The sequence below is a fragment of the Desulfosporosinus fructosivorans genome, assembly GCF_004766045.1.
Lineage (GTDB): Bacteria > Bacillota > Desulfitobacteriia > Desulfitobacteriales > Desulfitobacteriaceae > Desulfosporosinus > Desulfosporosinus fructosivorans.
The window spans coordinates 339,858-359,570 of the sequence record NZ_SPQQ01000003.1 but is presented as its reverse complement, the minus strand read 5'-3'; the positions used below and the strand labels follow the sequence as shown (position 1 = coordinate 359,570).

Annotated in this window: 18 protein-coding genes; 2 read left to right on the top strand and 16 right to left on the bottom strand. The window is 41.6% G+C overall.

What is annotated here, in order from left to right:
• Positions 1-17: 17 nt before the first annotated feature.
• The 3 genes from E4K67_RS09835 to E4K67_RS09825 all read right to left on the bottom strand — a co-directional run bounded on the left by E4K67_RS09835 (position 18) and on the right by E4K67_RS09825 (position 4,983).
• Positions 18-1,571 carry an acyl CoA:acetate/3-ketoacid CoA transferase gene (locus E4K67_RS09835; RefSeq protein ID WP_135546233.1) on the bottom strand — a complete coding sequence of 518 codons (1,554 nt, stop codon included), beginning with the start codon at positions 1,569-1,571 and terminating at the stop codon, positions 18-20.
• 367 nt (positions 1,572-1,938) lie between these two features.
• Entirely contained in the window at positions 1,939-3,672 is a 1,734-nt protein-coding gene (locus tag E4K67_RS09830; protein ID WP_135546232.1) for a sigma 54-interacting transcriptional regulator, read from the bottom strand.
• A gap of 21 nt (positions 3,673-3,693) precedes the next feature.
• A complete protein-coding gene (locus E4K67_RS09825) occupies positions 3,694-4,983 on the bottom strand; it encodes a DedA family protein (RefSeq protein WP_135546231.1) in 1,290 nt (429 codons plus the stop codon).
• A 143-nt stretch (positions 4,984-5,126) separates the two neighbouring features.
• Here E4K67_RS09825 and E4K67_RS09820 point away from each other — a divergent pair, with 143 nt between their 5' ends.
• Entirely contained in the window at positions 5,127-5,813 is a 687-nt protein-coding gene (locus tag E4K67_RS09820; protein WP_135546230.1) for a phosphatase PAP2 family protein, read from the top strand.
• A 140-nt stretch (positions 5,814-5,953) separates the two neighbouring features.
• Here E4K67_RS09820 and E4K67_RS09815 read toward each other — a convergent pair whose 3' ends face one another.
• On the bottom strand, positions 5,954-6,172 hold the full coding sequence (locus E4K67_RS09815) for an ammonia-forming cytochrome c nitrite reductase subunit c552 (RefSeq protein WP_243454426.1): 219 nt from the start codon (positions 6,170-6,172) through the stop codon (positions 5,954-5,956).
• 534 nt (positions 6,173-6,706) lie between these two features.
• On the opposite strand from E4K67_RS09815, the gene E4K67_RS09805 reads away from it, so the two are divergent.
• Positions 6,707-7,903 (top strand): anaerobic nitric oxide reductase flavorubredoxin, encoded by a 1,197-nt coding sequence (locus tag E4K67_RS09805; protein ID WP_135546228.1) that lies wholly within the window; start codon positions 6,707-6,709, stop codon positions 7,901-7,903.
• A gap of 250 nt (positions 7,904-8,153) precedes the next feature.
• Here E4K67_RS09805 and E4K67_RS09800 read toward each other — a convergent pair whose 3' ends face one another.
• The 12 genes from E4K67_RS09800 to E4K67_RS09745 form a co-directional block, all read right to left on the bottom strand.
• Positions 8,154-8,804 carry an HD-GYP domain-containing protein gene (locus E4K67_RS09800; protein ID WP_135546227.1) on the bottom strand — a complete coding sequence of 217 codons (651 nt, stop codon included), beginning with the start codon at positions 8,802-8,804 and terminating at the stop codon, positions 8,154-8,156.
• Positions 8,805-8,827: 23 nt separating this feature from the next.
• Positions 8,828-9,136 carry a DUF2325 domain-containing protein gene (locus E4K67_RS09795; protein ID WP_135546226.1) on the bottom strand — a complete coding sequence of 103 codons (309 nt, stop codon included), beginning with the start codon at positions 9,134-9,136 and terminating at the stop codon, positions 8,828-8,830.
• Between the two features lie 37 nt (positions 9,137-9,173).
• Entirely contained in the window at positions 9,174-9,326 is a 153-nt protein-coding gene (locus E4K67_RS09790) for a FeoB-associated Cys-rich membrane protein (RefSeq protein ID WP_135546225.1), read from the bottom strand.
• Between the two features lie 29 nt (positions 9,327-9,355).
• The gene (feoB, locus tag E4K67_RS09785; RefSeq protein ID WP_135546224.1) at positions 9,356-11,404 is read right to left on the bottom strand and encodes a ferrous iron transport protein B; all 2,049 of its coding nucleotides are present in this window, start codon (positions 11,402-11,404) and stop codon (positions 9,356-9,358) included.
• A gap of 95 nt (positions 11,405-11,499) precedes the next feature.
• Entirely contained in the window at positions 11,500-11,727 is a 228-nt protein-coding gene (locus tag E4K67_RS09780) for a FeoA family protein (RefSeq protein ID WP_135546223.1), read from the bottom strand.
• Between the two features lie 21 nt (positions 11,728-11,748).
• A complete protein-coding gene (locus tag E4K67_RS09775; protein WP_135546222.1) occupies positions 11,749-11,964 on the bottom strand; it encodes a FeoA family protein in 216 nt (71 codons plus the stop codon).
• 186 nt (positions 11,965-12,150) lie between these two features.
• The gene (locus E4K67_RS09770) at positions 12,151-13,548 is read right to left on the bottom strand and encodes a methyl-accepting chemotaxis protein (RefSeq protein WP_135546221.1); all 1,398 of its coding nucleotides are present in this window, start codon (positions 13,546-13,548) and stop codon (positions 12,151-12,153) included.
• A gap of 364 nt (positions 13,549-13,912) precedes the next feature.
• The gene (locus E4K67_RS09765) at positions 13,913-15,070 is read right to left on the bottom strand and encodes a metallophosphoesterase (protein WP_135546220.1); all 1,158 of its coding nucleotides are present in this window, start codon (positions 15,068-15,070) and stop codon (positions 13,913-13,915) included.
• A 439-nt stretch (positions 15,071-15,509) separates the two neighbouring features.
• Complete coding sequence (locus E4K67_RS09760) at positions 15,510-17,420, bottom strand: heavy metal translocating P-type ATPase (protein WP_135546219.1); 1,911 nt, start codon at positions 17,418-17,420, stop codon at positions 15,510-15,512.
• A 128-nt stretch (positions 17,421-17,548) separates the two neighbouring features.
• A complete protein-coding gene (locus tag E4K67_RS09755) occupies positions 17,549-17,968 on the bottom strand; it encodes a MarR family winged helix-turn-helix transcriptional regulator (protein WP_135546218.1) in 420 nt (139 codons plus the stop codon).
• A 134-nt stretch (positions 17,969-18,102) separates the two neighbouring features.
• Positions 18,103-19,194: a sulfite oxidase gene (locus E4K67_RS09750; RefSeq protein WP_135546217.1), complete on the bottom strand. Its 1,092-nt coding sequence runs from the start codon at positions 19,192-19,194 to the stop codon at positions 18,103-18,105.
• 238 nt (positions 19,195-19,432) lie between these two features.
• Entirely contained in the window at positions 19,433-19,633 is a 201-nt protein-coding gene (locus tag E4K67_RS09745; protein WP_135546216.1) for a hypothetical protein, read from the bottom strand.
• Between the last annotated feature and the right edge of the window lie 80 nt (positions 19,634-19,713).

The window sequence follows — 19,713 nt, the reverse complement described above, 5'->3', positions numbered from 1 at the left end:
TTAGGACTCCCACAAATTCACTGCCCGATTTTCATGGGTTCTGGATAAAATAGTTTCGAGTCCATAAATTTTAAAGGTTTAGCAATACCGGGCAAAAAATCCATCAGAGTTAAGATGTCTCTTTGAAGGTCAATGCCTGGTGCAATTTCTTCAAGCACAAGCCCTCGTTCTCCTAAGGAAAAAACAGCTCTTTCAGTAACATACAAGACCCTCTGCCCTTTCTTTCGCGCGTAGTTTCCACTGAACGTGATATGCTCGACGTTTTGGATCAGCTTGGAAATTTTCCCCTCTTGAAGAATGATGAGCTTTCCGTCCTTAACCTCTACCTTTAATCCGTTGGCTGTAAAGGTGCCACAAAAGATAACTTTTTTTGCTGTTTGCGAGATATTGATAAACCCGCCTGCCCCGGCAATGCGCGTCCCAAAGCGGCTTACATTGAGATTTCCGTGTCTGTCCAACTGAGCCATTCCCAGAACCGCGATATCAAGTCCACCGCCATCATAAAAATCAAACTGATACGGCTGATCCACAATACAGTCTGGATTGAAACTTGCCCCAAAGCTTTGCCCTCCGACTGGCACTCCTCCAATTGGACCAGATTCCACCGTCAAGACAAATTGGTCTAAGACCCCTTCTTCCGCCGCAACCGATGCTACCCCCTCAGGAACTCCGATCCCCAAATTTACAATCGCTTCCTTATTGACTTCCATGAAAGCCCTTCTGGCCATAATCTTTCGTTCATCAAGAGGAATTGCTTTAAGCTCAGTTAAGGGAAATCGTATTTCGCCACTGTAAGAGGGGTTATATTGCTCGCCAAACGACATCATATGAAATTCAGGCCGGCTGGCGATTACCACTGCATCCACTAAAATACCAGGTATTTTGACATTTCTGGCTTTGATACTTCCTGCCTGAACAACACGTTCCACCTGAACGATTACGATACCCCCACTGTTTTTAACCGCTTGGGCAATGGAGAGACCTTCAAGGGTGAGGGCTTCTCGTTCAAATGAGATATTCCCGAATTCATCCGCTGACGTCCCGCGTATGAAGGCTACATCAATCCGAAAGGAATGATAGAGGAGATACTCCTTCCCCCTAAAACTCGTAAGTTCCACCAAATCCTCTTGGGTAATCTGATTGAGCTTTCCTCCACCATGGCGGGGGTCAACGAAGGTCTCCAGGCCAATATGAGTTAGAGTCCCGGGCTTACCTGCAGCAATATCTCGGAAGAGATGGGTAATCACCCCTTGGGGGAAATTGTAGGCTTCAATTTTATTTTCAACAGCCATCTTCCCTAATTTTGGCGCGAGGTTCCAGTGTCCACCTACGACACGCTTGATCAGACCCTCATGCGCCAGATGGTTCATGCCGCGATCTTTGGCATCCCCCTGCCCTGCAGCATACACCAAGGATAAATTCTTCGGTTTACCCGTTTCTACAAATCTCCTTTCTAAAGCAGTCGTCAATTCTTCCGGGTGTCCAATGCTTACAAAGCCATCAATGGCGATCATACTTCCGTCTTTAATCAATGCGATCGCTTCATCTGCCGTTAAGACTGCCTTCTTCATCGAATCCCTCCTGTCTCACCCTTTTCTACTGATAATCACGGTTCTTATCTTTTATCCAATCGTAAGACTCCCCTTTCTGGAGTGGGAGTGGGAGTGGTACTCCGCTTCTCGAAGTTCAACTTAAGTTTAATAAATAAACTGACAGAAAACTCTTAATATACTAATAATTAAATATAGCAAGATTCATGCCAAGATCAACGAACCCCAGAAGCCCTTTGATTAGTAGGGTTTCTGGGGTTCATGAAGTAATAAAACAATCACCATCGTGTAGCTAAGAAGCTACACGATGGTGATTGTTTTACGTGAAAGTCCCTCTGTTCCTCACCCTAACCTCAATGTAGCTACATCGCTACACGTTGCGACGTCACTACACTAACCCTTCGTTATCCGCCCCCCCTAAGCCGTATTTCTCCATTTTTCTGTACAGATTGGTCCGATGAATTCCCAAAATTTCTGCGGCATTAGTTTTATTACCACCCGTTTTCTTTAGGGCCTTTAGGATGGCCTTACGCTCTGCCTCCGCAAGTTCGAGCGCTAATGGTTGCAGTGATGTGTTTCCTCTCCGTCCCTCTAAATCTTGAAGATATAAGGGAAGATCTTTAAGCTGAATCATCCCGCCCTCCGCTACATTAATAGCTCTTTCAATCGCATTCTGAAGTTCACGCACATTTCCGGGCCAGGCGTACAGTTGAAATAGTTCAACAACCCAACGATCGAGCTTTCTCAAAGATAATCCCAGTTCGTGTTGAAATTTTGCCAATAAATATTCACTTAACAGCAAGACATCCCCCGCCCGCTCTCGTAAAGGAGGTATCGTCACTGTAAAAACATTGAGACGATAATAGAGATCGCGGCGAAATTCTCCTTCCCCAATCATTTTTTCCAAGTCGCGATGGGTGGCTGCTATAACCCTTATGTCTAGCTGTTGCAACCGATTACTTCCAACTCTTTCAACCTCTTTTTCTTGTAAGATCCGTAACACTTTAGCTTGCATAGAGATCGGTAAATCACCGATCTCGTCTAAGAAGATCGTCCCTCTATTGGCCAATTCGAATTTTCCAGGTTTACCGCCTTTCTTGGCTCCAGTAAAAGCCCCTTCCTCATATCCGAAAAGTTCCGCCTCCAAGAGCTCCGCTGGAATTGCCCCACAATTTACTCTTACAAAAGGTTGATCATGGCGCGTACTTGCAGCGTGAATTGCATGAGCAAAAAGTTCTTTTCCCGTCCCACTCTCCCCACGCAAAAGTACGGTTGCCTTACCTTGAGCTGCCTTTTCCGCCAAAATTTTCGTCCGAAGAATGGATGGACTTTGACCAACAATGCTACTAAGCGTATAACGATATTTTTGATAGTGTTTTAATTCCTTCTCATAAAATTTCAATTTATTCTCAAGTAGATCTAACTTTTCTGCCAAAGTACGAAGTTCACGGACATCACGAAACATAACCTTGCCCACTGCGCCGATGATTTTACCCTCTTCTCTCAGAGGAAATCGCATTACCATAGCTTCTTTACCATTAATATCCATGACCTCTCCAACTTCGGCTTCTCCGGTCTGGGCAACAATATGCATGCGACTATTTGGGAGAACCTCAGTACAATGGCGACCAATCGCATCTTCTTGCTCAATATTAAGAAACCGACAGTAACTCTTCGTAATCCGAGTTATAATTCCTTTAGAGTCTACGACCATAACGCCGTCATAGGCCTGTTCAAAAATACTTTCCAGGCTAGTAAGACTATTTTGCGTATTATCTAAACGAGACAATAAACTGTGTAACTGACTACCATCCTGGAAGATCGCAACCGCGCCTACGGTTTCTCCGTCTTGATTTATTGGGGAACGGCCCGTAATAACCATCCGTTCCCCAATGAACAGTTGATCAGAATTAGCGGTCCCATCTTGTATTACCAAATTGAGTTTAGAATTTGGTATAACATCGATAACATTCTTGCCAATAATATCTTTCACATCTAACCCGATAATTTTTGCCGCGACTGGGTTACAATAATACACAACATTATGATTATCAATTACAATAATGCCAGCGTTAATGGCCTGAAAAACCTGATCAAGTTTTATTATTTGAGTTGACTTCATGGCTATCACTTCCCATTCAACCTATTTTGATAGAACAGCTTTATTTCGATAAAGATGAAACTCGTAAAGAAATACGCAAACAAGAGCCCATAGACTGCCAACTGTTAGAGCAGTGACCATTGCGCTCGGAGTATGAATCCGAAGAAGAATAGGGCTTGATCCTATAAGGAGTAATAACAAAAGTTCCCCCATCAAGAAAAACAATTGGGTTTGCCAAGAGTTTTCTCGAACGATTAGATAGCCAAGGACCGCATAAAATGAAAGGCCAGCAAGTAGAAACCCTGTATTTGGCACTTGGAAGGGAACAATGATTTCAAGAATATTTATAGATCTGCCACTAAATATCAATCGGAATAGTTGGTCGACAACGGTCCCCCCTCCCCATGCTAGTGTTAGAGGCAGCACATGGGCCCAGCGCCTAGTTATTCGTCTTAAAACGAAAACCGCAACTAAAAAGACACTAATAATCACAACATGAGTACCCAAAGCATTGACTTGCTGCATAAAGTCGATGACCCATGGTGGTGAAGCAAGTTCTAACCAAGAAACGACAAGTTCATCAAACTCAGCGACTTCATGAGCGACGAAATCTTGTATCAAAGTAATCAGAATGATAAAGAGAACAATGAAGGCAACTCCGTTAATAGTGATCAGGAGACGCCGTTTACCTAACGAGAGATAACGGCCAGGTAAGCGCAAAAATTCCGTCGCTAGCCACTCTACCCAACGCTCATGATTCTTGTATAAAAGATAAAACCCTAAAAATAATACTACAGCAATGACCCCGAGCAGAACTGAATAACGATGGATGATTGGAAGAATAGTGTTCCAGCGACTTCCCAAACTTCTTCCCAGTAAGATAAAGAAGCTTGTCCACACTATGGCTCCGAGATATGCATAAAATGCAAATTTTCTGTAGGCTAAATGACTTAATCCTGCAATATAACCTGAAAGATGGCGAACCCCAGGTATAAAATACCCTACCATTAGAACCTTACCACCATGCCTCTGGTACCATCTTAGAACTTTTTCCAAACGTTCACCGCCAGCATATTTTTTAAGATAATCCAATACTTTTGCTTCGAAAAAACGACCCAACAAATATGCAACAGTAATCCCTGTAATACTTCCCGAGGCCGCTGCAAAAATTGCTAAAACAGGATTTAGTTGACCCGAAAAGCTCAAAAAACCAACAAAGGTCATGAGAAATTCATCAGGGGTTGGTAGGGCTAGAATCGAAAGCCCTATTATGATGTATAGCCCGAGATAACTATATTCAGTGATATATCGAATAAATAACTCTGAATACATGAAAGTCTCCTTTCTCAGCCTTTGTTGACTCCACTTTAGCAAATTCTTGAACGTTTAGCCACAAACGCTATTTATTTGGAGAAATATATAGCAAATTTTTAAGGTTTCGCTACTATTTAGAATAACCAAGGAGTGATCTACAAATGCCTACCCAAAATACTTCATCTGCTTTTTCAAAGCAACTTGCAATATTTAGTAAATCCTTAATATGGGGATTATGTATAAGTGTTTTGCTTCTAACGATATTCGCAAAATTAAGCGAAGGTCTTCTTTATCATGAGCTAGAGATGTTCGACAAGGTTATGGGAGAACTTATCAGAGGATTCACCACCCCAAGCTTAACAAGAGTTGCCATAATTATAACCTATTTAGGTTCAGCCTATATAGAGATTGCCTTAATGTTCATACTAGGTGCTGTCTTACTCTTCCGTTTAAAGCATATATGGGAAACAATTCTTCTCGCTATAAGCTTAAGTGGAGCATGGTTACTAAATATTATTCTGAAAGAGCTATTTCGTCGAGCTCGCCCAGATATTGTTCATCTTGTCCAAGCAGGTGGCTATAGTTTTCCAAGCGGCCATTCGATGGTCGCCGTTGCTTTTTACGGAGTCATAGGATACTTAATTTGGTTAAACCTCAGAAATCGCTCTAAACCTTCCTGGTATGTCGTTGTGTTCACATTCGCACTTATCCTTGCGATAGGAATTAGTCGCATCTATCTTGGAGTGCATTTTGCCAGCGACGTGATCGCTGGATATGTCACAGGGGGCGTGTGGGCAATTACCTGCATCGTCGGTTTAACGGAGATTAGGAATAGTGAACACGTTTAACAAGTATGAGACCTTGCACCTGTGGAGTTTCCCAATTATGGGTTGCTAAAAAAGGCAGTCTTTTGTGCAAACTGCAAAAAGACTGCCTTTTTCTATATACTCCACAAGTTTTAGATAATCACCCGAGCGATAGGAGAGGACTACTGAACGGCATTCATGGCTTGAGTTGCCTTTTGTTGAGCCTGATGGCCAAGGTCGATGGCCTCCCCAAGCACACGCAAGGCCTCTGTCGGATTATGAAAGCCCGTACTGTTTTCCGAAGCTACGAAGTCCCAACGGTAATTAGCATCACGGTGAAGCTGACGGGCCTCTTCCAATAACTTCTGATCTGCCTTCGGGTCGTTGGTCGCATTACAAATTGAGTCGTCCTCATCCAGTGCGGAGAGGGTTCGCTTTTCTAGCGATTGTATATTTTCTGCCCTTTAGCAAATACTCTTTTTAGAAGAGAGGTCTCAATTAGAGCACGCTAATTAAGCATTAAATCTTCTTTCCTCTGTTGATGGTTTAACTGACCAATCGTAGACATTTCGATCAATTCCTTCTCAACTATGGTGCTCGGCAGCACATAATGGTGAATCCGCAGCACTTAAATGTGTGACATCGACTTCTTTAAAGCGTATAATAATACTTATGGTCACTTACAGGGATGTATGTCTTACTGGATGGCATAAGTCGCTACAATTTAGCAATTGCTCCACATTGAGGTTATTTATTCAATTAAATTTATTTCAAATTAGTTATATTTTTAATTGCAGAATCAACCTTTGTAGTGTAAAATATATTTATCACTTGTGCAATGTATAACAATGTATTTACTTCTTGACTTAATTATTCTGGCATCAGCATAAAATGACGTTGCAATATCCCCCCAAAAAATATTAGGAGGTATTATCATGAGTTTTGAAATTAATAAGAGTGTAAAATGGGTAGGAAAGATCGACTGGGAGTTAAAAAAGTTTCATGGTGACGAACTTTCTACACACCGCGGTTCCAGCTATAATTCTTACCTTGTCCGAGACGAGAAGGTAGCCCTTATCGACTGTGTATGGGGACCATTTTCCAAAGAATTTGTCGCTAACTTAAAGAAAGAAATCGATCTGAATTCGATCGATTATATCATTGCTAATCACGGGGAACCTGATCACAGCGGTGCTTTACCAGAATTAATGAGGGAAATTCCTAATACCCCCATTTATTGCACCGCCAATGCTATCAAATCCTTAAAAGGTCAGTACCATCAAGATTGGAACTTCATACCCGTCAAAACGGGCGATAAATTAAGTCTTGGATCCAAAGAGTTCATCTTCATTGAGGCCCGTATGCTGCATTGGCCTGATACGATGTTCACCTACTTGACTGGAGATAATATCCTGTTCAGCAATGACGGTTTTGGTCAGCATTTAGCTTCTGAGCATATGTTTAACGACTTAGTAGATCAAACCGATTTATACTACGAAGCTCTTAAATATTATGGCAATATATTAGCTCCGTTCAGTAAAATGGTTGTCAATAAAATCACTGAAATCTTAAGCTTTAACTTGCCTGTTGATATGATCTGCCCAAGCCATGGCCTTATTTGGCGAGATAATCCCTTGCAAATTGTCAACAAATATATGGAATGGGCTAAGGATTACCAAGAAAATCAAATCACCATCATTTACGATACTATGTGGAACAGTACTCGCCAAATGGCCGAAAAAATAGCCGCTGGTATAAGATTGAGTGATACTGATGTTACAGTTAAATTGTTCAATTGTAATTCAACCCATGCTGATAAAAACGACATCATTGCAGAAGTCTTTAAATCCAAAGCCATAATTGTTGGTTCCCCAACCATTAATAAAGGTGTATCTTATGCCGTCGCTGGAATACTAGAAATGATCAAAGGATTAGCGTTTAAAAATAAAAAGGGCGCTGCCTTTGGTAGTTATGGTTGGAGTGGTGAGGGTAACAAATTGATTTCAACAGAATTAGAACACGGTGGCTTTGAATTACTCAATGAAGGGCTCAAGGTAACCTGGAACCCGGATGACGAAAGCTTCAATAAATGTCTGGATTTTGGACAAAGTATTGGACAAGCACTCAAGTAAATCAGAGAAGTTATCAAGACAATTAATAAGCAGGAGAAGCATTATCAAAATGCTTCTCCTGCTTTATTAAATACCCTTCGATTGTTTAGGTTGAAAGACACGTAAGACACGGAAGGGGCTGGGAAGACACGAAAACACGGGAAAAAGACACGGGGACGGTTCTCCTGTCTCAAACAGGAGAACCGTCCCCGTGTCTTCGTTGGGAGGACCGTCCCCGTGTCTTGAAGAACCGTCCTGTGTCTGTTTGTTTTCACTTGATAGCCTTTAGTTTTGCCTCATTACAATCCTTCTCAGATTCCTGCCATCGGACCTTCCATTTCTTCCACAACTTTTCAGATGCTTCCACGGCTACAGGGTCAAATTGTAGCCCTTTGTTGATGAGTATCTCTTCCCAACATTCCTCCCAAGACATAGCTCTTCGATACGGTCTTATTGAGGTAATAGCATCGATAGAATCTACCACCCCAATAATTCTTGAACCAAGGGGAATCTTATCCTCCCGCAAGCCATTAGGATACCCTCCGCCATCCCACCTTTCGTGGTGATGCAATACTATTTCTGCAATTTTATGAAGCCCTTTCGATTTAGCCAAAATCTTATAGCCGATCTCCGGATGTGTTTGTATTTGAGCAAACTCATGGGGAAGGAGTCTTCCTTTCTTGTTTAAAATATTTTCTGAAATACCCATCTTACCTATGTCATGGAGATGGGCGGCGATATGGATATTTTCAAGTTCTGAACCTTTCAGCCCCATAGCTCGCCCTAGATCGTTCGACATATCTCCAACTCTCGAAGAATGTCCGCTAGTATATAAATCTTTTGCTTCCAGTGCTGCCGCTAGACATTCAATAATATCGTGGAAATGGTGAGGGCGGAAAATTCTTTGAATGTATTGGAACATACGCGTAAGTACCTTTCAAGTCTTTACTTTCCTGTGGTTACACCGCCAGCTGTTGCCTCAAGCTCCAGCAACAATACTTCCAATGAAGTTCCACTACTGGTATGACATCTAAAGACCGGAATTTTCTTTCGTTTCGCCTCTTTTACCGCTACATGAACCATTTGATGGGAGACCGTCGAGGTGAACAGAACGATCCCATCAGGATTTCCGATTGCTTTACCAAACTTCGCTGGCATTTGCGTATATACCTTAACACGATGTCCACGCTTTGAGCAGATTCCCATGTATTCACTATGCATCCGATCATGACCTCCAACAAGCACGATACTCATCTAAATCCCCTCCTTTCGCTGACATTGTTTTAACCACTCACTTCGTACAATCGCACTTAGCTTCACCGCAGCCACCTTGGGTACATCCTCCACAGCAAGCGCTTCCACCTTTCCTCATACGCCCTACTGTCCGTAAAATAATGAAAGCAGTCACTCCAACAATGATACTACCTAGAATCCAATTGATCATTCCATCACCTTATTTCGTTTAGATTTCAATCAACTAAAGCCCAATATTTTTCCACCCTGGAAGATAAGAAATGCTATTACCCAAGCTACAGTAGTTGAATACCCTATGGTTATGAAAGTCCACTTCCAAGAATTCATCTCCCGCTTAATCGTTGCAAAGGCAGCCATGCAAGGGCAGTAAAGTAGGGAAAATACCATGAAAGCATAAGCTGTTAACGGGGTAAATGCTGTTTGAAGAGCTGTTATCAGGTCCGTGGAGCCCTCGGTTGCTTCTGCAACTCCATGCAAGATCCCCATAGTGGACACAACTGCTTCTTTGGCGATGAAACCTGTGAGCAAGGCAACTGCAGATTTCCAGTCTCCAAAGCCCAACGGTGTAAAAATAGGGGCTATTGTCTTACCGATGGCACCGATCATACTATCTCCTGGGTCCGCCACCGCTTGAAAGGAAAAGTTAAAGTATTGTAAAAACCAGATCATAACTGCTGCCACAAAGATGATCGTCCCTGCTTTTTTGACAAACCCTTTCCCCTTGTCCCACATATGAATCATCAAACCTTTGATGGTGGGAATTCTGTAGGGAGGCAATTCCATAACGAAAGGAGGAACTTCCCCTTGTAAAATGGTTTTCTTAAGCAAAACTCCTGATAAGATGGCAATCACGATACCTAATAGATAAAGAGAGAAGACTACCATAGTTTGGTTACTTGCAAAGAATGCTGCCGTGTATAAGGCATAAATAGGGAGCTTAGCGCCACAGGACATAAATGGTATGAGCATAATTGTCAAGCGTCGATCCTTTTCGGTTTCTAAGGTTCTGGTGCTCATGACCGCTGGAACACTACATCCAAAACCGATTAGCATGGGAATAAACGATTTCCCACTCAACCCGAGCTTTCTGAGCAGTCTATCCATGACAAAAGCCGCTCTTGCCATATAACCAGTATCTTCGAGTATGGAAAGGAAGAAGAATAAGATCATGATTTGTGGGACAAATACTACCATACTCCCCACTCCACCGATAATTCCGCCTACGATGAGATCCTGTAACCAAACGGCAACTCCTGCTCCCTCAAGCCAACTTGAGGCAAACGCAGCAACCGTTTCGTTGACTAATACGTCCAAAAAATCGATAGTAAAAGAGCCAATCGTACCAAAGGTTACTGAGAAAATTCCAAACATCGTAGTTAAGAACAAAGGAATTGCCAAAATCCTGTTCGTCACCACTTTATCTATTTTATCCGAAGCTGTTAAATTGGAGCCTCGCTCTTTCTTCTTCACAGCTTTGCGTGTCACAGAGGTGGTAAACTGGTACCTACTGTCGGCGATAATCGTTTCTATATCCATGTCATACTTTTTTTCCAGTTTTTCCTGATACAACTTAATCTCACTCAGCATAGCGTCGGGAACTTTTAACGTTTCCTGAACCTTCTCATCACCTTCCAAGAGCTTCAGCGCTGTCCAGCGCGAATTCTGGATCTTGCTATTTAGCTGCGGGATTATATTTTGCTCGATTTCTTGGATACAACTTAGGATACTTTCATCATGCATTTCTGTAAATACTGGCGCTACCTCTGCAGAAGCTGCTGCTTGTGCAACATTTAGTGCGCTTTCTAAGAGTTCTTTTACACCGCGACCTTTACTAGCCGCAATGGGTATAACTGGCACTTTTAGTTGAGTTTCAAGGATTCCTATGTTAATTTTGTCGCCTTTGGCATCTGCCGAATCCATCATGTTTAAGGCAACGACTACGTTGACACCCAATTCGAGCAATTGAGTCGTCAGATATAGGTTTCGTTCTATGTTTGTTGCATCGATAATATTAATCACGACATCGGGCTTTTCATTCAGGATATAGTCTCTGGCAATGATTTCTTCCATTGAGTATGGAGATAAGGAATAGATTCCAGGCAGATCAACTATCCATACATCTCCCTCGATCTTTCTCACTTTACCTTCTTTCTTCTCGATGGTGACTCCTGGCCAGTTTCCAACATACTGCGTACTCCCTGTCATTTCATTAAATAAAGTAGTCTTACCGCAGTTTGGATTTCCCACCAGTGCAAACTTGAAGGACATAGAATATATTCAACTCCTTTAACCCCTAGAGCATTAATGATAACCATTCTCATCTTATGTCTTAAAATAATGCTCCTCTTATTCAGGAACATTATTTAGGCAACAACAATGTTTTCTGCTTCGGATTTTCTAAGCGTTAGCTCGTAACCGCGAATGTTCACTTCAATAGGATCTCCCAAAGGCGCTACTTTCCTAACCAATACTTCTGCCCCACGGGTCACACCCATATCCATGAGCCTCCTCTTGACTGCACCTTTATCTCCTAAAACTTTGGTGATGATCGATTTCTCACCTGGCTTTAATTCCTTTAAAGTCCTTTCCAAACTATGTACCCCCTTTTATTATCAAATCTGCACAAGCACCTGCTGGGCTACTCCCCTATTTAAGGCCAATCTCGATCCTTTTATGGATACAATAAGGTTCCCACTAAATTCAGAGATTACCGATATAGTGACACCAGGAATAATACCAAGCCCTTCTAAGAACTTTTTCGTTGTCTCTTTAGTTCTACAGACTTCAATTACAGCCTCTTTGCCTGGGGAAAGCATTGTTAATGGCATTTCCTCACTCCTCACCTCAGTTAGTTGCAATTGATAATCAGTATCATTATCTATGTGATTATTTTAGCATTAAACATTCATTTCGTCAATCAAAGTTTTTACCCCTTACGTCGAATTGTTAGGAGGCCAAAATCTCCATACTTTGGTAGATTAATATAGCTTTAGAGACAGTTGTATCTTAGGGTGTTAGCTTAGTTTTCCACATTCCATCTGCAGTGCTTTAAGCATTTCAATCAACTGAGCTGAAAGAACATGCATCTGTCCAAGATACCTCTGGGACTCTTCTTTCTGCCCTGAGCTCATTGCCGTTACTGCTTTCTGTGCAAGGGCGTGAAAATCAGCATGCGGGCGATGAATTTTCTGAAAATCTTTTCGACCTTTTAATTTCTGCTCTGAATTTAACCATATACCAAGCCGGCAAGAATTAAAATCACCCGCAACGTGAGAGTCTAGCATATCATTATTTAGTATCATCGAATCGATTCGCCAAATCCATAGTTGGTGGTCTGTTATGGCCAAATTAATTACCTCTGCAGTCGTAAGATTTACTTTAAAGCGCAAATTATCTTTACGCATCTGTTCAATGAGTATCCCTGTCTCCCTTTGTTTTCTGGCTGACTCGACTGAGTTTTTCACAGTTTGAGCATAGGTATCTGAAATATTGTCAATGGTTGCAGCAATTTCCTCGAATGTCGCGGATTGCTCTTGGATCATAGGGGCAATATTATCTACCTGTTGTTCTGTTCTTTCAATACTCGTGATTAATTTATCAAGTGATTCCTCAATAATAGAAGCCTTTGATGATGTCTCATCTGTAGAATTACTAAGCATCTCTATGTGCGACGTCATTTTTAAGGTTTGTTCCGTTAAATTTGAAACCTTACCAGAGATATCTTGGACAGACAACTGAGTTTGCTCTGCGAGTTTACGTACTTCCTGAGCGACAACTGCAAACCCTCGCCCTGCATCTCCAGCTCTAGCAGCCTCGATGGCTGCATTAAGTGCAAGTAAGTTTGTCTGTTTTGCGATATGACCAATAAATCCTGTAATTTGTTCGATTTGCGAAACATACTCTTTCTGCTCCGCATTTTCGCCGCGGAGTACGTTGAAGCTTGTTTTAATACTATTAATCTGTTTGAGCATATCCCTGACATTAGCAACGCTGACGTACGAACTGTTTTTTGCTTCAAGAGCAGAATTCGTAATCTCTGTTGTTGTAGATAAAGAAACGTTTTCGATGGAATGGGCTGTATTGTATACCGCACTCGTGATTTGTTTTATTTGCTCCACCTGCTCAGTTAAGCCTTGGTTTTGCTCATAGATTACTTTTAGTTCCTCATATGTATCTGAAACAATCTTAGTAAGTCCTTGAGTTGTACTTTTGATTGCCAATTCATATTCATTAATGAGATGATTAACTTTTTGGGATAGTTCTTGCGCTTGCGTAGATGTCCCAAATTCCGAGGCAATAATCCGTTTGCTTAAATCCCCTGAACCTACGACATCAATCATTGCCATAATCGATGTTAATTCTTGATCATTTTTCTGGGTAAGTTTGTTATTACCTCTTATTCTGTCAAACACTTATATCAACCTTTCTATACTATTTTACAAGGTCTATCTAACTTAAAACCAAAACAATTAGAACACCTGTTGAACGACAAAATCTCAACACCCCACTCTAGATTAATAAGTGTTCTTTGTCCTTCATAAATGGAGGATGCTTTATCAGTATTTAGTTGATAATGATAATCATTTAGACTATTGCAATTATACAAAATTGATATAACCCTGTCAACCCAAATTTAGCCGTTCTCCACTTCGAACTAAGTGATTTCAAAAAACAGTAAATAAAACTAAGAGCAGAAATTAATCGAAGTAATAATTTCTGCTCTTAGTTATTCTTTTAAAATATTGTCATAAACTCATTTTGCAAAGCCGGCATTATTTAATCAAACTTAATCATAATATCAACCACTTCCGGAGTATTGCCAAGTCGGATAGGCGGTCCCCATGTTCCGTATCCTGACGAAACTATGATTTGGAAATTCTCCTTGCGCAGCAAACCCCAGTCCTTTTCAAAAATTCGATTCGTAATATACCGAATTGGAAACAATTGTCCAGCATGGGTATGCCCTGACACTTGCAAATCTACACCTTGTCCAGCAGGCTCTTCTAATTGGGATGGTTGATGATCCATTAATATAATTGGCAGAGCAGGGTCGACTCCTTGCATTAGGGTCTTTAAGTCCTGTCTCTGGACCCCATTGTATCGTTCTCCCGCACGATCATCTCGCCCCATAATATAAAAACTTCCGGCAATCTCCTGCAAGCTGTCTCTCAATACCTTAACCCCTGCTTCGCCCAAATAAGTAACTGCTTCCTCTGCGTTACCACCGATGTATTCATGATTCCCAAGTACAGCAAATACGCCATATGGTGCACTTAATTTTCGAAAGTTATCAGAGACTTGTTGTTTATTTGATGATTCAATATTCTCATCGAACACATCTCCCGCAAACAGGATCAGGTCAGGTTTTAGTTCATTCACCATATTGACCATCTTTGTCAGATTGCCATTATGAACGATTGTTCCTAAGTGAATATCCGAAACCATGACAACGTGTAACTGTTTTAATGACCCCGCTTTCTTAGCGATTGTCACATCGTAATGGTTCACCTGGGGATGTCGGGCATTCCATGCCCCGTAACTTACTATACCGAAGACCATTATAACAACGGCTGATCCCAAAGCAGGGTTTAGGTTTCGTTTTTGTTCTATGGGTATAAGTCGTAACCACCGATCAAAAAAACGCAGTAGATCTAAGGCTGAAATCACTAGTAAAAAATACCACATAAATGCTAACCAGTAGGCTCCAATTAGCATCAGCCATTCGTAAAGCACGGTCGGAAGAAATTTCTCACTAAACCTACTTAATAAGTAAGAGAAGGATAGTAGCGAAAAAACCGGCCAATATACTTTAGAACTTAAGAATGGTATATAACTAAATAAGGCTTGCCATCCCCTTAGCCCAATATAGTAATTAAGTCCACCGTAAATTAAAAAAACAGCACTGACAATCACTATAGTAATGGGGTTCATCATTGTAGGTTTTACCTCCTGATTCAAGGTTATTGGCAAGGGCTTCATACTAGTGGTTATTATATAACTTTTTTGGGCCTACGTCACAAATTACTTAGAAAACTAATTTGGTATACAAATTTATGCTTTAGGTAGTTTTAGCAGCCTTAACCCACGTTCATAGGATCTTCATCTTTCTAAGGTATACTTACCCTATATTATTGAAGGTGAAGGATTTCATGATTGGATTAGCTTTAGCACAATGTATTCAACAATGTGCTGCAACTGGTCAACAATTAGCCAACTGTATTTTAAAAATGTTAGGAGTCTAGCCAACCTCACGGCTAAATGTGTGATTTTTATAAAGACAGTTGAACCAGCTCTTAGTTCAACTGTCTTTATATTTCTTTCACTTGTTAGTTTTAAACTCCGAAGCTGTCAATCCCACTTACTACTCCCACAATTACCGCAGTAAGCGTAGGCCGCTAATGATGACGAGGATGGTACTTCCTTCGTGTCCGATCACGCCAAGTGGCAGATTAATACTCCCGAGAAAGTTAGATAGCACCAACAAAAGCATGACGGCTACAGCAAAGGCCACATTTTGTTTGACTATCCTAGAAGTGCGTCGTCCTAAGGCAATGGCATAAGAGACCTTAGAAAGATCGTCAGCCATTAGGACTACATTAGCGGTCTCCAACGCTACATCGGTTCCGGCAGCACCCATAGCAATTCCCACAGACGAAACCGCCAAGGCTGGTGCATCGTTAACGCCATCGCCCACCATGGCTACTTTACCATATTTCCCTAATTCTTTTATAATGTCAACTTTATGTTCCGGCAACAGGTCGGAATACACTTGGTCGACGCCTACTTGCTCACCTATAATTTGCGCCGTTGAAGAGCTGTCGCCAGTCAACATTACTACCTTAATCCCCATTTTTTTAAGTCTATCTATTGATTCTTTCGCATGTGCCCGTATGGTATCTTTTACCGCTAAGATCCCTATTAGTTCTGTTCCCACCTGAGCAAAGATTACCGTATTCCCTTGCTTCTCCAGATTCAGGGCGGCTTTCATTTTCTCATCAGATAGTTTTCCACCTACAACCAAATCTCCTAAATCAAGTTTCCCGATTCGATATACTTGACCTTCCACGACACCATGTACCCCAAACCCAGGCACAGCCTCCATTTTTGAGGCAGTGCTAAGGGTGAGATCCTTTTCGTTAGCCTTACGGACTATTGCCTTAGCAATAGGGTGTTCTGACCATGTCTCAAGAGAAGCAGCGATACTTAATACTTCATTTTCCGTATAGTTTCCGTAAGGTATTACCTGAGTAATTCTTGGTATTCCCTCGGTGAGAGTTCCAGTTTTGTCAAATGCTACTACGCTTACAGCCCCGATTGACTCTAGATAGGCGCCTCCTTTAAATAATATGCCATTGCGTGCTCCATTTGAGATTCCGGATAAAACAGCAGGCATAATGGAGGAAACCAAGGCGCAAGGCGAGGCAACGACGAGAAAAATCATTGCTTTGTAAATTGTCGCACTCCAAGACCACCCTAAGACAAAGGGTGGCAAGACTAAGATCAAAACTGCACCCGTAATTACAATTTTTGCATAAATGCGTTCAAACCGCTCCATAAATAATTGGCTTGGAGGCCTTTCGCTTTGCGCTTCCTGGACTAGATGAATTATTTTAGCAAGCAACGTTGCCTCTGCTGGTTTGGTCATTTCGATGACTAAAGCTCCCTGTCCGTTCATCGTTCCGGCAAAAACCTCGTCCCCCGTAGATTTGTCGATGGGAATCGATTCTCCCGTAATCGAGGCCTGATTCACTGAAGAATATCCTTCTCTCACAATCCCATCCGCAGCAATCCGCTCTCCCGGTCTCACCAATAAGCGGTCACCCTGCTTCAATTCTTCTACTCGTACTCGCTTTTCCAGTTTTCCTTGTAACACGATCGCCTCTTCCGGGCGTAGTTTCATAATGGACTTAATTGAGTCATTCGTTCGTTCCAGAGTATATCCTTCCAGAGCACCACTTAGGGAAAAAATGAATATTAAAATAGCCCCGTCTGCCCAATATCCTATACTAGCTGCACCAATTGCAGCTACAACCATAAGCAAATCCACATCTAAATCTTTTTCCTGAATTAGGGTTTGCAGACCTTCCCTGGCTTTCTGATACCCGCCTATGACATAGGCCAAAAGGTAGAAAGGAACTTCCAAACCAGAATAACCATATTTACCGGAAAGCCATGCCAGGAAAATAAATCCTAAGCAGAGAACTGTAACAATCAATCCTTTGTGCCTCGACCAAAGAATATTTTTAAACCCTGATTTTTCCTGAACTAGATTAATAGTACTCATTTCAACTTCCCTCCTTACTAACTCTTTTTACTTGAAATGTACGTATTTATGTACGTACCACGTACACATACTCTCATCTCTGTATCTATCCATACTTGATCTCTCGGTGTCAGAACGATCGCACCTGGTTAGAAAGTTTCCGCATTAATCTTTTTCAAAGTGTGCAAAAACTGGCTGATCTCTTCGTCGTCTAGGATGGACGTCATTTGCTCTGTCAGACGTAGATGGAAGTCATGATGCTCCTCAAAGACGTTCTTTCCGATATCCGTCAAAACAATAAAATTCACGCGCCTATCTTCTTTCGTAGATTGGCGGTAAGCGAGATTCTTCTTTTCTAATCGATCCACCGTGACTGTTGTTGTTCCGGTCGTAACCCCGAGTTTCTGGGCTAAACCCTTCATATTCATTTTTTCATGTTCACCGAGGACTTCTAAGGCATGCGCCTCAGACACCGTGAGCTCACTGGATCGCACGATTGAATTTTCCCAGGAAGAAAATCCATTGAAAAAAGCTAAAAGTTCATGGGTCAACTCTTCATTGATAGTCACTAAAATTCCTCCTTCAACTATTGTTAGTATATGATAATGTTTTACTATGATAATGTTTGATATTCAAGATATATGATAACAAAAATACTCTCCGCTGACAAGGGGGGAGCGAAGAGTAACGCTTCAATCGATTGTTAATGAAGAATTTGAGGTACAGTAATTGTAATTTGATGAATTGAATTGTTCCCGTATCCTTTTGCATTCCAGGTGGCGGCTTTCGGTTGGACATTACCGTTATTATCATGAGCCCGCGCCTGTAAGAAATATTGGCCCGGTACTGGGTTATCCCATTGATATTCCCAGAACGTCCAGGTATAAGGTTTATGTTCGGGACTAGTCAACCGGGCTGTATTCCAGGTCATACCATTGTCTATACTTATTTCCACTTTACTTATTGTTGTTTTTCCAGCCCAAGCAAGGCCACGAACTGTATGTGACCCCAGATGAACCTTTTCTCCCTTGGAGGGCCAGGTAATAATAGAGTTCACTTTCATTTCCGTAACTGGAACTGCGTTATTATAATTCCCTTCGTTGGTTATATAGACATAGTCAATTGCCTGGAATGGACCTTTAAAAGGTATGGGGATTGCCGTGATGCGGGAGATCCATTTGACATGGGCCATTCCATACCACCCTGGGACAATTAAGCGCAGTGGGAACCCATGTTTATGGGGAATCGGTTCGTCATTCATTTTCAGAGCTAACAGACACTCTGACATTAAGGCTTTGTCCAGAAGTAAACTGCGCTCATAGTTCACCGCATTGTCCATATCCGGTCGAATCCCAGAATCAGCTCCGGTAAACACCAGTTCCACAGCCGTTTCCTTAACTTTAGCCTGGTCAAGGATATAAGCTAAAGGAACTCCTGTCCATTTCGCATTACCAACAGCACCCGTCTGCCATTGTTCCCCAGGGGTAGGTGGTTCCATCAAAGCTCGTTTATTTCCTGAGCATTCCATCGTTACAAATTTATCTACTTGAGGCATTTTTTTTATTTGTTCATAAGAAAAATTTAGTGGCCTTTCTACTTCTCCGCCTAGAAACAAAGCCCAAGATTCAAGCTGTATCGTGGGATAGGGCAAATGGTTGCGAGCATAAAATTGTTCATTCGGAGTAATCCAGGTTAGAACATCACTAATAGGTGATTCCATGTTTTCCGGCATCACTTGGAGAGGTATTAGGCCAGGTTTGTCATTAATAGTTCTCGGTAAATCCTGATTTGTCATTGGTAACCCCTTTCTCGTAATCTGCTTCGGTGGAGGTAGAGTCCCTCACCGAGTCTCGATGTTCACCTTAGTAGTTGAACGAGTTCATTAGCTATTTCCTTTTTGTAATCTTAACGATATGGCTATTTTAACAACTTTATAGTGTTTTCATGCTTAAGTACTAGGTTCGTACGATATTCGTATCCCGTGCCCCTCCATTCTTGTTTGAGCAATAGTAATATAGCCTTTCTAACGAATTTTATGCAGCCACTAATTCATTTTCGAGAAAGACAAGCATTGATCGAGGGGGGCTATCATTGGTCTGAAATTCAACGAAATAAAGTATAGATATATCATCACTGCCTAATTCTATTTTTTTAACAACTCCAGAAAGTCCATAAAAACCCTCGTTCCCCTGATCGTTGATTTTCACGACCTCACCAATTTTGTAAATTGACATGTATCATAACTCCCTTCCTTCGCATTTTCGCACCCTTGATCTTTAAATAATGGCATAGATACGACACGCATCTTAAATGT

What these genes read in the sequence shown, in the direction of transcription:
- E4K67_RS09800 (WP_135546227.1), bottom strand. Translation starts at nt 8,804, where the DNA reads ATGTTCCAATACATTCAAAGAATTTTCCGCCCTCACCATTTCCACGAT.
- feoB (WP_135546224.1), bottom strand. Translation starts at nt 11,404, where the DNA reads ATGTCCTTCAAGTTTGCACTGGTGGGAAATCCAAACTGCGGTAAGACT.
- E4K67_RS09750 (WP_135546217.1), bottom strand. Translation starts at nt 19,194, where the DNA reads ATGACAAATCAGGATTTACCGAGAACTATTAATGACAAACCTGGCCTA.
- E4K67_RS09765 (WP_135546220.1), bottom strand. Translation starts at nt 15,070, where the DNA reads ATGATGAACCCCATTACTATAGTGATTGTCAGTGCTGTTTTTTTAATT.
- E4K67_RS09760 (WP_135546219.1), bottom strand. Translation starts at nt 17,420, where the DNA reads ATGAGTACTATTAATCTAGTTCAGGAAAAATCAGGGTTTAAAAATATT.
- E4K67_RS09820 (WP_135546230.1), top strand. Translation starts at nt 5,127, where the DNA reads ATGCCTACCCAAAATACTTCATCTGCTTTTTCAAAGCAACTTGCAATA.
- E4K67_RS09830 (WP_135546232.1), bottom strand. Translation starts at nt 3,672, where the DNA reads ATGAAGTCAACTCAAATAATAAAACTTGATCAGGTTTTTCAGGCCATT.
- E4K67_RS09775 (WP_135546222.1), bottom strand. Translation starts at nt 11,964, where the DNA reads ATGCCATTAACAATGCTTTCCCCAGGCAAAGAGGCTGTAATTGAAGTC.
- E4K67_RS09825 (WP_135546231.1), bottom strand. Translation starts at nt 4,983, where the DNA reads ATGTATTCAGAGTTATTTATTCGATATATCACTGAATATAGTTATCTC.
- E4K67_RS09790 (WP_135546225.1), bottom strand. Translation starts at nt 9,326, where the DNA reads ATGATCAATTGGATTCTAGGTAGTATCATTGTTGGAGTGACTGCTTTC.
- E4K67_RS09805 (WP_135546228.1), top strand. Translation starts at nt 6,707, where the DNA reads ATGAGTTTTGAAATTAATAAGAGTGTAAAATGGGTAGGAAAGATCGAC.
- E4K67_RS09745 (WP_135546216.1), bottom strand. Translation starts at nt 19,633, where the DNA reads ATGTCAATTTACAAAATTGGTGAGGTCGTGAAAATCAACGATCAGGGG.
- E4K67_RS09835 (WP_135546233.1), bottom strand. Translation starts at nt 1,571, where the DNA reads ATGAAGAAGGCAGTCTTAACGGCAGATGAAGCGATCGCATTGATTAAA.
- E4K67_RS09795 (WP_135546226.1), bottom strand. Translation starts at nt 9,136, where the DNA reads ATGAGTATCGTGCTTGTTGGAGGTCATGATCGGATGCATAGTGAATAC.